Raw genomic sequence first — 11,932 nt, 5'->3', positions numbered from 1 at the left:
GAAGAATCAAGGCATGAACACCAACGCACCGCACACCGCTGCGGTCTTCGGCTCGTACGGGCACACCGCCCGCTTCATCATCGACGAGCTGCACCGGCGCGGCTTCGCCCTCGCGCTCGGAGGCCGCGACCCCGAGAAGATGCGCGCCCTGGCCGACGCGCACCCGCACGCCCGCACCCAGGTCGTCTCCGTCGACGACCCCGCCTCGCTCGACGTGCTGCTGAAGGGTGCCTCCGTGGTCGTCAACAGCGCGGGGCCCTTCGGCGACACGACCGGGCCGGTGATCGCGGCGGCGCTGCGGGCGGGCATCCACTACATCGACATCACGGGCGAACAGCCCGTCACGCGGCAGACGTTCGAGACGTACCGCGACCGGCTGGCCGGCTCCGGGCGGCTGTTCCTGCCCGCTCTCGGGTTCTTCGGCGGGCTCCCGGACCTGCTGGCCACCGCCGCCATGGGCGACTGGGCGGCGGCCGACGACATCGCGATCGCCTTCGCGCTGAGCAGCTGGCACCCGACGGAGGGCACCCGCAAGGCGGGCGTGCGCAGCGCCGGAAAGCGGGTGACGTTCACCGGCGGACGGCTCGTCCCGGCCGGCGGCGGCCGGGCGGACCCGGTGGACTGGGACTTCCCCGGTCTCGGGACGCGGCCGGTCCACGGCATGGCGACGGCCGACCACATCACCCTCTCGCAGCACCTGAAGACCCCCCGGATCCGCACCTTCATGAACGAGGCCCCGCTGTCCGACCTGGGCGCCGCCGACACCCCGCCGCCCGTCGCGGTATCGCGGGACGGCCGCTCAGCGCAGACCTTCGTCGTCGACGTGGTCGTCCGCAGGGGCGAGGAGGAGCGGGCCGCATCGGCGAGCGGCCGCGACATCTACGCCGTGACCGCACCCCTGGTCGCGGAGGCGGTCGCGCGGATCCTGGACGGCAGGACCGCGCCGAACGGCGTGGCCACCGGGATGCGGGCCGCCGGGGAGGTGTTCGACGCCGACGGCTTCCTGTCCGGGCTCGACGCCATCCGCTACGCGAGGCGCTGAGCCGGCGCCGAGGGGGCTGCGCCGCTACGCCGGGCCGGCGCCCTTCGTGAACTGCGGCACAACCATCTCGATCAGCGCGGTGACGTCCGCTTCGGCCATCGGCTCGCCGGTCATGCCCATCCGGTGGAGCAGCACGCCGACCACGACGTCGATGAAGAACAGGACCCGGTGCTCGGGCTCGCCGAGCGCCTCCTGGAGCGCGAGCCGGTAGGGGTCCTGAAACCGTGTCGACAGGATCTCGCGCAGGTCCGGGTCGCTGACGGCGTCACTGAACACGCCGGCGAACGCGTCCCCCACCCCCGGCTCGGCGATCTTCGCCGCGATCCAGCGGATGGCCGAGGACAGCAGCTCGGCCCGGTCGGTGCCCTCCTCCAGCGGCGCCGGACCGAACGCGTCCAGGAGGCAGTCCACGATCAGCGCGCCCTTCGTCGGCCAGCGCCGGTAGACCGTCGACTTGGCGATCCCCGCGGCGGAGGCGATGCGCTCGACGGTGGCGCGCGCGTATCCCAGCTCCTGGACCGTGCTCAGCGTGGCGGCGAAGACCGCGGCGTTGACGCCGGAGCGCGGCCGGCCGGGCGGACGGGCGGATGGGGTCGATGGCATGGCCACACCCTACTCTTTTTCGCTACCTTGGGTATCGATACCTCAAGTCGCGAAACTCAAGGGGCAGGGAAAGCCATGACCGAGACCACGAGAGCACAGCGTCCTCCGGAGCCGGACTGGTCGGCGCCGACGACCGAGGAACTGATTGCCTACCGCGACGCGGAGAACCGCTTCCGGGCGTCCGACGCGGCCCGCGCCGTCACCGGCGAGCCCGATCCCGGCGCCTCCATCGCCTGGCAGACGCTGGCCCTGCCCGGCCGGGACCTCCCGGTCCGGGTGTACCGGCCCACACCCGAACCCGAGGGCGGAGGCGTCCTGCCGCTCGTGGTCCATGTGCACGGAGGGGGATTCGTGGGGACGGCGGCCCAGTCCGACTGGGTCAACAGCCATCTCGCCGCCCAGCTGCCCGCGGTCGTCGTCTCGGTCGAACACCGGCTCCTCGACCCGGACCACCCCATGACGACCGCCGCCGAGGACGGCTGGGACGTGCTGCGCCACGTGGTGCGCCACGCCGGCCCCTGGGGCATCCACCCCGCCCGTACCGCCGTGTTCGGCGAGAGCGCCGGCGCGCTGATCTGTGCCCTGGCCGCGATCCGGGCCAGGGACACCGAGCCGCGCCTGCGGGCCCAGGTGCTGGTCAACCCCGCCGTCGATGTCACCGGGACGATGCTCGACTACCCCTCGGCCGCCGAGTTCGCCCGCACCCCGACGCTCGGACTGCCGCAGCTGCGACTCGTCGGGCGGCTCGCCGTCGCGCCGGGGACGGACCCGCGCACGGTCTCGCCGCTGTACGCCGACAGCCTCGGCTCTCTCGCCCCCGCGCTCGTCGTGGTGCCGACCCATGACCCGCTGGCCGACCAGGGCCGCCGCTACGCCGAGCGGCTGCGGTCGGCCGGCACACCGGCGCGGCTGGCCGAACACCCCGGCGCGGGGCACGCGTTCCTCAGCATGCCGGGCATGGCCCCGCAGGCCGAGGCCGCGCGTACGGAGATCCGCGAGTTCCTGCGGGCGGCCCTCACCGGATGACACGGGGCCGCCGGAGCGGGCGGCGGCCCCCGGCGGCCGTTGCCCGCCGGGGGCCGCTGCCTCAGGCGCCCTCCTCCTCCGGGAGGGGCTTGTGGGCCGAGAACGTCAGGCCCTGGTGCACGCCGAGCGTGATGTCGACATACCCGAGCGTCTGGAGCCGGATGAGGAACGCGGCGGGCTCCACCGGGTTGTAGACGTCGTCCTGGTGGAACGCGTGCAGGGCGTGGCTCGGCAGGCTGTCGGACCCGACGAGGACACCGCCCGGCCTCAGGACCCGCAGAACCTCCGCCAGCAGCCGGTTCTGGAGCGCTGCCGTCGGTACGTGGTGCAGCATCGTGAACGAGGCCGCCGAGTCGAACGAGTCGTCGGCGAAGTCCAGCGCGGCCCCGCTCCCGTGCACGATCTCGACGTTCGTCCCGGCATAGCGCCCGGCCAGCAGCGCCGCCGCGTCGGCGTCGACCTCCACGGCCATCAGGTGCTCCACCTCGTTGCGCAGCCACTCGGTCGCCGCCCCGGGCCCGGGACCGATCTCCAGCATCCGTTTCCCCAGATCGGCCCGTGCGACGGCGACCGGCAGCACGTCGTGCTGGAGATGGGCGGCCCACTCGGGGCTCGAACACAGCTCGGCATGTCCTTTGTTCATGACGGCAACGCTAGGGACCGGCGTGATCGTCTTAAAGGCCCTACGCTTCCACCTCATGTCGGCAAACGGACACGGCGGCGCGCTCGTCCTCATCGGTACGTTCCCGATGCCGGCGGGCACCCGGTTCCATCGGCACACCCACCGGACGCACCAGCTCGCCTGGGCCTCCAGCGGCACGCTCTCCGTCGCCGTCGACGCCCGGACGTGGGTCCTGCCGACCACCCGCGCCCTGTGGATCCCGGCCGGCACGCCGCACGAGGTGCTGTCGGCGAGTCACACCACGATGACCTCGCTCTACCTCTCCGGCACACCCCGGGCCGCGCCGGGACCGTGGACACGGCCCCAGCCGGTCGAGGTCCCGCGCCTCCTGGCGGAGCTCATCCTCTTCCTGGACGACCCGGGCCTCGACGCCGGACGCCGGAAGCGGGGCGAGGCGCTCCTGCTCGACCTGCTGGAGCCGGTGGCCGTCACCACGCTCGCCACACCGCTGCCGGACGACCCGCGCGCCCGGGACGTGGCGCGGGCGCTCCTCGACGACCCGGCCTGCGCCCTGCCGCTCGCCGCCTGGGGCCACCGGGTCGGCGCCTCCGGACGCACGCTGGCCCGGCTGTTCCTCGCGGGCACCGGCATGCCGTTCGGCCGGTGGCGCACGCTCGTCCGTCTCAACGCGTCCCTGCCGGCCCTCGCCGCCGGCGAGCCGCTGAACCGGGTGGCGCGGGCCGCAGGTTACGAGACGGTGAGCGCGTTCGTCGCGGCCTTCCGGCGCGAGACCGGTGTCACGCCGGGCGCGTACTTCGGCACCGGCCGCCCCCGGCCGGGCGCCCCCGGGGAGTGAGGGTGAGGGAGCGCAGTGCCCCGTACGCGTCGGGAGCCCCGACTGCCGGGCCCGCTCAGGCCTGGATGAGCTGCGGTTCGGGCTGCTGCGCCGGTACGGCCTTCGGCTCCCACTCCCGGGTGGTCCGCAGATAGAGGTGGATCACGGAGGCCATGGCCAGCAGGAGCAGCGGTCCGAACAGCCAGGGGTGGTCGGCCATCCGGACCGGCAGATAGCGGTAGGAGAGAAGGAGGGCCGTGAATACCGTCGTGCCGCAGACGGTGAAACGGACCGCCGAGCGGTCCCAGCCCCGGTCGAACGCGCGCATCGCCGCCTCGACGGTGAGGGCGAAAACGACACCGGCAATGAGATCCGCGCCGTAGTGATAACCGAATCCGAGCGTGGCGGTCAGCGTGGCGACGAGCCAGAACGTGCCCGCCCAGCGCAGATAGCGCGAGCCCTTGCGCGAATGAATGAAAAGCGTGGTGGCCCAGGCCGTATGGAGACTGGGCATGCAGTTGCGCGGGGTTGTCCCGTCGAACGGGATCGGGTGCGGGGCGCTGATGGGCACCGGCGTGTGGGGCCACAGATGGGCCGTGGCCCACTGCCCGCCGTCGGCGCTGTAGGCGAAGACCGGGCCGACCACCGGGAAGATCATGTAGATGGCCGGTCCCAGCAGGCCGATGACCAGGAACGTACGGACGAGATGGTGGCCCGGGAAGCGCCGTTCCACCGCGACATGGCGCAGCTGGTAGAGCGCGATGATCGCGGCCGCCAGCGGGAGCTGGCCGTAGACGGCGTTGAGGACATGGGTGCTGACCGGGTCGGTGGCCTCGATGAACCGGCCCACCAGCCAGGACGGATTGCCGAGTGCGTGGTCGGCGGTCGCCACGTACGGGTCGAGCACCGTCGGGCGGGTCTTGGAAGTGATGAGCAGCCAGGTGTCGCCGGTCTTGTGGCCGGCCACCAGGAGCAGGCCGAGCCCGGCGCCCTTCAGCAGCAGCGTGCGTTCCCGGCCGGTGCGGCGGGTCACGGCGATGACCGCGCAGCCCAGGATCACCCACAACGCGCCGTTCCCGAAGGCGAGCTCCGCGCCGGCCGCCCAGCGGATCAGCAGGAGGACCAGATCGATGCCGACCGCGATCCCGGCGGCGACGAACCGCTGCCGCCAGGTGAGCACCACCAGCGTCAGCGCCAGACCGGCATAGAGCAACGGGCCCGAACTCGGCGCGAAGACCACCTCTTGCGCCTGATTGGTGATCGGTCCCGGCAGACCGTAGTGGCGTGCGGTGATCTCCAGCGCGACGAGGAATCCGAGGGTCACCACGGCCGCCGTGGTCCACACGATCGCCCGTGGCCGACGCCATGCGGCGAAATCAACTGTGGAGCTGATCCGCGACAACACCCGCGATGCTATAGATATCAATTGCTCAGCCGATTTGTTAGTCGTTGTCTACGTGGCTCACCCTTCGTGCTAGATGGCAAAGGTTTTCTAGTGAAGGACGGGCGATCGGGGCCGATCGTCGTGAGTTCGAACATGCTAGCGGAGTGGTGCGGGTGGGTTCGCTGGTCAGGGGGTGTGCTCCGGCCAGGGCACGTCCGTGGTGACCGGTGCGGTGTAGTCGACGCCCGGCACCGAGAATCCGTACAGCCGCCGGACCTCGGCGCGGAACCACGCGAGGTCGGCCAGAGCGGCGATCGTGTCGCTCGTCGCGGCGTCCCAGCGTCCGGCGACGGCCGCCTGGACGTCCTCGCTGAGCTCCCACCTGTCCAGCCTGATCCGCCCCTCGTCGTCCAGGACGAGCGGAGCCGCACCGGTGAGCTGGTCCCAGAGCGCGGCCAACTGCCGCACCGGCGGCACCAGGCCGTCCCCGAGCACACCGCGCAGCAGCCCGGTGTACAGGGCGATGCCGGGAATGGCGGTCGAGGACTGGGTGACGGCCGCGCCGTTCACGGATGTCACGGCCCGCCCGCCCACCGTCTTGGCGAGCCGCTCGTCCAGCGTGCGGGCGGTGGCCTCCAGATCGGCCTTGGCCGCGCCGATCGTGCCCTGCCGGTAGATCGCCGCCGTCAGCGGCGATCCGATGTACGACAGCGCGGCCGTGGCGAAACCGTCGGCGAGCAGATCCCGGGCGGCGAGATGGCCGATCCAGCGTTCCCAGTCCGCACCGCCCATCACCGCCACGGTCTGCTCGACGTCGTCGCCCTCGGCCGGTGCGGTCTCGACCTCGCGGACCTCGGGAGCGCCCCGGTCGTCGAAGAGCAGTGTCCGGGTACGGCTCGCCCCGCCGACCGGCTTGAGGACGGAGGAGTACGTGGCGCCGGTGTCGGGATCGGTGCGCCGGGGTGCGGCCACCGAGTAGATCAGGTAGTCCAGCCGGCCGCCGAAACGCCGCTCGACGAGATCCGCGACCTCGTCCTTCACGGCGTCGGAGAACGCGTCGCCGTTCAGGAAGACCAGATCCCGCCCGGCGGCGCGGGCGATGCCGGCGGTGGCGGCCGTGCGGTACCAGCCGGCCGTGGCGGTGCGCCGCTCGGTGGGCGCCTTCTCGAAGGACACCATGACGCCCCGGATGCCGGCGCGCTTGAGCCCGGCGAGCGTGGCGGCGAGCCCGTATCCGGCCGAGGAGCCGATGATCAGCGCCACCGGCCCAGGACCCTCGGGCTCTTCGGCGGGGTCCGGGCACGCCTGCCACATGTCGGTCACCGCCTTCGCGCAGCCCGTGGGGTGGGAGTCGAGAAAGAGGAAGCCGCGGTTGCGGGGGGTGAGAACGCGCTCGCTCACGATGGCAGTCCTTGGATCGGCGGGGACGGCGGCGGCCGGCCCGGCCCCGCGTCCCGCCAGTCTGCGACAGCGCGGAGACGGGCAGAGGTGACGCCGGAGACAATGATCATGAGCGGGTCTTGGAGTGTTTCCACCACACCGGTCCCGCTCCCCGGGGCGTCGCGACGATCGCCCCCGCCGCGTACGGCGGGGGCGATCACGGGGCGGGTGCTCAGGAGAGGGTGCAGCTCACCGTCGGCACGCCGCCCGCGCCGGGCGTTCCCTGGAAGCCGAAGCCTGTGTGGGCGCCGGCCGCGAGGCCGCCGTTGTAGGCGGTGTTCGCGACGCTGACGGCGGAGCCGGTCTGGGTGTAGGTGGCGTTCCACATGTTCGTGACCTTCTGGCTTCCCGACCAGGTCCAGGTCACCTTCCACCCGGTCCCGGCCGAGGTGCCGGTGTTGGTCACCGTCACATCGGCCCCGAACCCGTCGCCCCAGTCGCCGTTGACGGTGTAGGAGGCGGTGCAGCCCTTGTCACCGCCGGAACCTCCGGTGGAGGTGGTGGCCGCCACGGAGGAGGAGGGCGCCGACACGTTGCCCGCCGCGTCGCGGGCCCGGACGGTGTACGTGTACGCCGTACCGGCCGTCAGACCGGAGTCCGTGTACGTGGTGCCGGTCGCCGTGCCGGCCTTGGTGGAGCCGCGGTAGACGTCGTAGCCCGTGACCCCGGTGTCGTCGGACGCGGCCGTCCACGACAGGGAGACGGAGTCGCCGGTGGTCCTGGTGACGGTGAGGCCGGCCGGGGCCGTCGGGGCCTGGGTGTCCCCGTTGTCCCCGCCTCCGCTGCCGCCGCCGAAGCCGGGCGCCTTGATGTCCGCCAGGTAGCCGTCCTTCACGGTGTCTACGGTGGTCCAGTCGTCCTTGAGGATGCCGCCGGTGTCACCCGAGTTGGGGTTCCAGGACCAGAAGGTCCACGAGAAGCTGTCGCCCCCGTACTGGGCGGTCGGGCGCAGATAGTCGGCCAGGGCCTTCAGCCACTTCTGGTCGGTGGTGGACTGGAGCGTCGTGCCGAACTCGCCCACCCACACCGGTGCGATGTCCTGCTTGAAGATGTAGCCCCAGTACTTGTCCCAGATGCCCGGCATGTTGGCCGGAAAGGACGCGTCGCCGAACCACGGCTGCTGGGCGACGCTGGTCGCGTAGTCGTGCGCCGAGTAGACGACCCGGTGGGCCACGTCCAGCTCCACCGGATACCGGCCGACGCCCATCAGGTTGCCGCCCCACCACCCGGACACCCCGTCGAACGTCTGGATGCCCTCCACGAAGACCAGCAGATCGGGGTTGACCGACAGGACGGCGTTGCCGCCGCGCTGCGCGGCCAGCCGCCAATCCTTCGTGGTGTCGCCGCAGCCCCAGCAGGCCGGGTCGTGCGGCTCGTTGTGCAGGTCGATGCCGATCACCGCGTCGTCGCCCGCATAGCGCGCTGCCAGCGCCTCGAGGTTGGCCAGCCAGGTGGATTCGGGGACGGCGGCCGTGTACCAGAGCGCCGACTGGCCGGCGGAGTCGGGCCGGTGCCGGTCCAGGATGACCTTCATGCCGATGTCGCCCGCGTAGTCCACGATGCGGTCCATGACACCGAGCGAGTCGAGGCCCTGGAGATCGGCGTTCATGCCGGCGGAGTAGTTGATGCCGGTGGGGGCGGTGCCGGTGAAGATGTCGTCGCTGTAGGGCATCCGGATGGTGTTGTAGCCCAGCGACTTCATCTGGTCGATCATGCTCTTGTAGTCGCGGGACCACAGGCCGTGGGGCACGTAGTTGGAGGTCTCGAAGCCGAACCAGTTGATCCCGGCGATACGGACCGGCCGGTCGGCCGCGTCCAGCAGCTGCCGGCCGCTGGTGTGCCAGTAGCCGGCACCCGGTGCGGCGTCGGCGGCGGCCGCCGCGTGGGAGCCGGCGAGGGGGAGCAGCAGGGCTGCCGCGATCACGGCGGCCGTCCTCGCGGCTCTGCGGACAAGGCGGAGAGGGTGAAGCACGGTGCTGGTTCCTCTCTCGGAGGCACGGTCCGCGACTGGATTATGGGAGCGCTCCCATTTTGCCGCGTGCCGCGCCGTGGATGGCAGGGGGATGGAGGTGTCGGGGCGGTCGCCGCCCCCGCTCCCGGTGAAGTCCCGTCTCGCCGGATGTGGGGGACCGATGGCGGGCGGCCCGGCGCCATAAAAGCGATAGAGCAATGGACATGTCAATGGGGCGAACGGTGTTCATCACTTGAAGGCATGCCGCCCCGTCGCCCGTGCTGTGCGGGTTGCCGGGGTGCGCCGGCCGCTCACCCCGGCATCGCCGGGGGCGGCGGGGGCGAGCTGAACCGGGCGAGATCGGAGCCGGGCGAGGTCGGCGCACCGGCAGCGGCCCGTGTCACGGGGGCCGGGCATCGGCGGCCTGTCGGTGGGGTGTCGGGCGGTGGGTGCAGGCTGGTGTCCATGACTGAGCTGCTCGTGGCGTCGGACGACGCCCACACCCTGACCGCGCTCGACGCCGGATCCGGGCCCAATCTCCTCGTGGTGCACCCGGGCGGGGGGAACGCGACGACCTGGGACGGCGTCGCCCGTCGGCTGACCGATGACTTCCGCGTCGTCAGCATGCACCGGCGGATCTACGCCCCCGGAGCGGACATCGCCCTGCCGCACTCGATGGCCGTCGAGGGGAGGGACGTCGTCGCCGTCGCCCGTCGTCTCGACGCGCCCGTGCTCCTCGTGGGGCACTCCTCGGGCGCCGTTGCCGCATTGGAGGCCGCCCTGCTCGCGCCCTCGGTGTTCGCCGGGCTGTTCCTCTACGAACCTCCGCTGCCGACCCGGGAGTTGATCGCGGGCGAGGCGGGGAGGCGGGCCCGCGCGGCGCTCGACGCGGGTGACCCGGTGGAGGCGATGCGCATCCACATGCGCGACATCGTGCGCATGCCCGCGGGCGTCGTCGACGAGATGTTCGCCGACGCGCGTGTGCGGGAGGCGTTCGGCGCGCAGGCGGCGGCGCAGATCGCGGACGACGAGGCGATCGACGCCCTCGGCGTCGGCATCGACCGCTTCGCCGCGCTCGGCCTCCCGGCCACGCTCCTGGAGGGCGACCTCAGCCCGGCCCACCTGCGGGAGCGCCTGGCGGACCTGGCGGCGACCCTGCCCGACGCCCGGGTCGTCACGCTCCCGGGGCAGGGGCACATCGCCCATCTCACCGCTGCGGGGTCCGTGGCCGACGCCGTGCGTGCCACGGCGGAGCGCGTATTCGGGTCCCGGGCGTGACGTCCGCGCGGGGGTGGTCCGGACGGGGTCCGCGCGTTCGCGAAACCGGGCGGGGGCGGTCCGGACCGGTCCCGCGTGTTCACGAACCCGCGCGGACCCCGTCGCCGAGTGGCCAGGACTCGATGTCCCGGTAGCGGATCGGGCCGGGGCTGCGGCCGGCGTTGCTGCCGACCAGATGCAGTCGCTCGGCGGGCCAGGGCAGGCCGGTGAATCCGGTCAGCCCCGCGGCGAGCTCCAGTGCCGAGGACCGATCGCCCCGGCGGGCGCGTGCCAGTGTCAGATGGGGGCGCAGCGGCCGGCTCTCGAAGGCGATGCCGCAGTCCTCGACCGCGGTGCGCACATCGGCGGCCAGGATGTGCAGCGCGTCGGTGTCCCCGTCGATTCCGGTCCACAGCACCCGCTCGTCGAAGGTGCCGCCGCCGCTCAGCGCCAGGCGCGGGGACGGGTGGGCCGCCGCGAGTGCGGCGAGCGGTGGTTGCAGCAGGGGAACGGTCCCGGCGGGCAGCTCCCCGAGGAACGCCAGCGTGATGTGCCAGTCCTCGATCCGGTTCCACCGCAACTGGGGGTGGGTGTCATAGGCGGGGCGCAGCTCCCGGGCGAGCTCCTCCTTCGCCCGGTCGGGCGGGGCGAGGGCGATGAACACGCGGACGGTCGCGGGCGGGGTCTGTTCGGTCGTCACACCGGATTCTTACCGTATGCCGGTGACCTGTCCGCGCCGGCGGCGTTGAACAGGAGAGGGCCCGCCCGGGGGGTGCTGAGGCCCGGCGAGGCGGGGCGCGTGCCCGGCGCACGGGAGCGCGGTGTGATCTCGCTGTGTCGGAGAGTCAGCGGGCGTACGCCGGTGGCTATCCGAATCCGGCCACGCCGTATTCATCGATACGCGCACAATAAGGACACCGGGTGGCTGGATACTTCCCCCGGAGGCCGGTTGGCATATGTCCGGGGCGAGCCGTGATGCTTGTCGTCTCATTGGGTACTCGTAAGTAATAGGCTGAATTGCATCTTTGGCCGTCAAGGGTCCTCTATTGTGATTGGCGTGAACGGGCGAAGCCGTGGAAGGTCCGGCTCGGTCACCGGTGTAACGTCGGTATCCACTGGCGTAACGTATCTCCGCTCCGAGGGGGAGATGGGGTACGCGAGAGGCGAATGCCTCACGGTGTGGCCGTGAGGATTTCTCCGTGCGGCACACCTGGAAACAACGGATGAACATGTCGTGGGAAGTGCGACATCAAGTGGGGGGACGGTCGTGACCAATCCTTTCGATGACGAGTCGGGGCGGTTCGTGACGCTGGTGAACGGCGAGGGGCAGTACTCGCTGTGGCCCGCGCATATCGATATCCCGGGCGGCTGGCGCGTCGGCGGTCCCGAAGGTTCGCGGCAGGAGTGTCTGGACGCGATCGAGGCCGAGTGGACCGACATGCGGCCTGCGGGCCTGGTGCGGGCGATGGAGGCCGACGCCGGATAGTGCCGTGCCGGGGCGGCCCAAGTGCTGCCCCGCCGGCCCGGCGGGCGAGCGGCCGGGGCGCTCCCGCCTGATGGACTCCGCTCGCATTCGAGCAGAATCGATCAGGCGAGGGTGTCGATCGGTCACGCCTCATATGCAAGTGGTCATTTAGCCTTCATAAGGCTTTCATGATTCATTGACGGACCGCCTTGCGGTCCGCCCTCGTGGTGCGAAGACAGCGGCGTGCCTTACCGGGTTCCTGAGCCGGTAAGGACCCCACCCGTGCCTGATGTCACGGGCGCCGCGA

11 protein-coding genes are annotated in these 11,932 nt (G+C 71.9%); 5 read left to right on the top strand and 6 right to left on the bottom strand.

The window, feature by feature from the left end; all coding sequences use genetic code 11:
- The first annotated feature begins 13 nt into the window (after window positions 1-13).
- Window positions 14-1,042: a saccharopine dehydrogenase NADP-binding domain-containing protein gene (locus RLT58_RS00875; protein ID WP_311308401.1), complete on the top strand. Its 1,029-nt coding sequence runs from the start codon at window positions 14-16 to the stop codon at window positions 1,040-1,042.
- Between the two features lie 24 nt (window positions 1,043-1,066).
- On the opposite strand, the gene RLT58_RS00870 is transcribed toward RLT58_RS00875, so the two are convergent.
- The gene (locus RLT58_RS00870; protein ID WP_311308400.1) at window positions 1,067-1,645 is read right to left on the bottom strand and encodes a TetR/AcrR family transcriptional regulator; all 579 of its coding nucleotides are present in this window, start codon (window positions 1,643-1,645) and stop codon (window positions 1,067-1,069) included.
- A 75-nt stretch (window positions 1,646-1,720) separates the two neighbouring features.
- Here RLT58_RS00870 and RLT58_RS00865 point away from each other — a divergent pair, with 75 nt between their 5' ends.
- Complete coding sequence (locus RLT58_RS00865; RefSeq protein ID WP_311308398.1) at window positions 1,721-2,671, top strand: alpha/beta hydrolase; 951 nt, start codon at window positions 1,721-1,723, stop codon at window positions 2,669-2,671.
- Between the two features lie 61 nt (window positions 2,672-2,732).
- On the opposite strand, the gene RLT58_RS00860 is transcribed toward RLT58_RS00865, so the two are convergent.
- Window positions 2,733-3,314: a class I SAM-dependent methyltransferase gene (locus RLT58_RS00860; RefSeq protein ID WP_311308397.1), complete on the bottom strand. Its 582-nt coding sequence runs from the start codon at window positions 3,312-3,314 to the stop codon at window positions 2,733-2,735.
- Window positions 3,315-3,369: 55 nt separating this feature from the next.
- Here RLT58_RS00860 and RLT58_RS00855 point away from each other — a divergent pair, with 55 nt between their 5' ends.
- Complete coding sequence (locus tag RLT58_RS00855) at window positions 3,370-4,149, top strand: AraC family transcriptional regulator (protein ID WP_311308396.1); 780 nt, start codon at window positions 3,370-3,372, stop codon at window positions 4,147-4,149.
- 55 nt (window positions 4,150-4,204) lie between these two features.
- Here RLT58_RS00855 and RLT58_RS00850 read toward each other — a convergent pair whose 3' ends face one another.
- The 3 genes from RLT58_RS00850 to RLT58_RS00840 form a co-directional block, all read right to left on the bottom strand.
- Window positions 4,205-5,533: a phosphatase PAP2 family protein gene (locus tag RLT58_RS00850; RefSeq protein WP_399130667.1), complete on the bottom strand. Its 1,329-nt coding sequence runs from the start codon at window positions 5,531-5,533 to the stop codon at window positions 4,205-4,207.
- 165 nt (window positions 5,534-5,698) lie between these two features.
- Window positions 5,699-6,913, bottom strand: a complete 1,215-nt coding sequence (gene fabV, locus RLT58_RS00845) for an enoyl-[acyl-carrier-protein] reductase FabV (RefSeq protein ID WP_311308395.1) — start codon at window positions 6,911-6,913, stop codon at window positions 5,699-5,701.
- Between the two features lie 211 nt (window positions 6,914-7,124).
- On the bottom strand, window positions 7,125-8,924 hold the full coding sequence (locus RLT58_RS00840) for a cellulase family glycosylhydrolase (protein WP_311308394.1): 1,800 nt from the start codon (window positions 8,922-8,924) through the stop codon (window positions 7,125-7,127).
- A 444-nt stretch (window positions 8,925-9,368) separates the two neighbouring features.
- On the opposite strand from RLT58_RS00840, the gene RLT58_RS00835 reads away from it, so the two are divergent.
- Window positions 9,369-10,181, top strand: coding sequence for an alpha/beta fold hydrolase (locus RLT58_RS00835; RefSeq protein WP_311308393.1), 813 nt, complete (start codon window positions 9,369-9,371; stop codon window positions 10,179-10,181).
- Between the two features lie 79 nt (window positions 10,182-10,260).
- On the opposite strand, the gene thpR is transcribed toward RLT58_RS00835, so the two are convergent.
- Window positions 10,261-10,860 carry an RNA 2',3'-cyclic phosphodiesterase gene (gene thpR, locus RLT58_RS00830; RefSeq protein ID WP_311308392.1) on the bottom strand — a complete coding sequence of 200 codons (600 nt, stop codon included), beginning with the start codon at window positions 10,858-10,860 and terminating at the stop codon, window positions 10,261-10,263.
- 567 nt (window positions 10,861-11,427) lie between these two features.
- On the opposite strand from thpR, the gene RLT58_RS00825 reads away from it, so the two are divergent.
- Entirely contained in the window at window positions 11,428-11,646 is a 219-nt protein-coding gene (locus RLT58_RS00825) for an MbtH family protein (protein ID WP_311308391.1), read from the top strand.
- The last annotated feature ends 286 nt before the right edge of the window (window positions 11,647-11,932 follow it).

The organism is Streptomyces sp. ITFR-16 (genome assembly GCF_031844705.1).
Classification (GTDB): Bacteria; Actinomycetota; Actinomycetes; order Streptomycetales; family Streptomycetaceae; genus Streptomyces.
The sequence above is the reverse complement of the archived record's forward strand: the minus strand, read 5'-3'. Positions and strand labels throughout refer to the sequence as shown.

Bases quoted from the DNA above. Each gene is read 5' to 3' on its own strand.
- RLT58_RS00875 (WP_311308401.1), top strand. From the start codon at position 14: ATGAACACCAACGCACCGCACACCGCTGCGGTCTTCGGCTCGTACGGG.
- RLT58_RS00870 (WP_311308400.1), bottom strand. From the start codon at position 1,645: ATGCCATCGACCCCATCCGCCCGTCCGCCCGGCCGGCCGCGCTCCGGC.
- RLT58_RS00865 (WP_311308398.1), top strand. From the start codon at position 1,721: ATGACCGAGACCACGAGAGCACAGCGTCCTCCGGAGCCGGACTGGTCG.
- RLT58_RS00860 (WP_311308397.1), bottom strand. From the start codon at position 3,314: ATGAACAAAGGACATGCCGAGCTGTGTTCGAGCCCCGAGTGGGCCGCC.
- RLT58_RS00855 (WP_311308396.1), top strand. From the start codon at position 3,370: ATGTCGGCAAACGGACACGGCGGCGCGCTCGTCCTCATCGGTACGTTC.
- RLT58_RS00835 (WP_311308393.1), top strand. From the start codon at position 9,369: ATGACTGAGCTGCTCGTGGCGTCGGACGACGCCCACACCCTGACCGCG.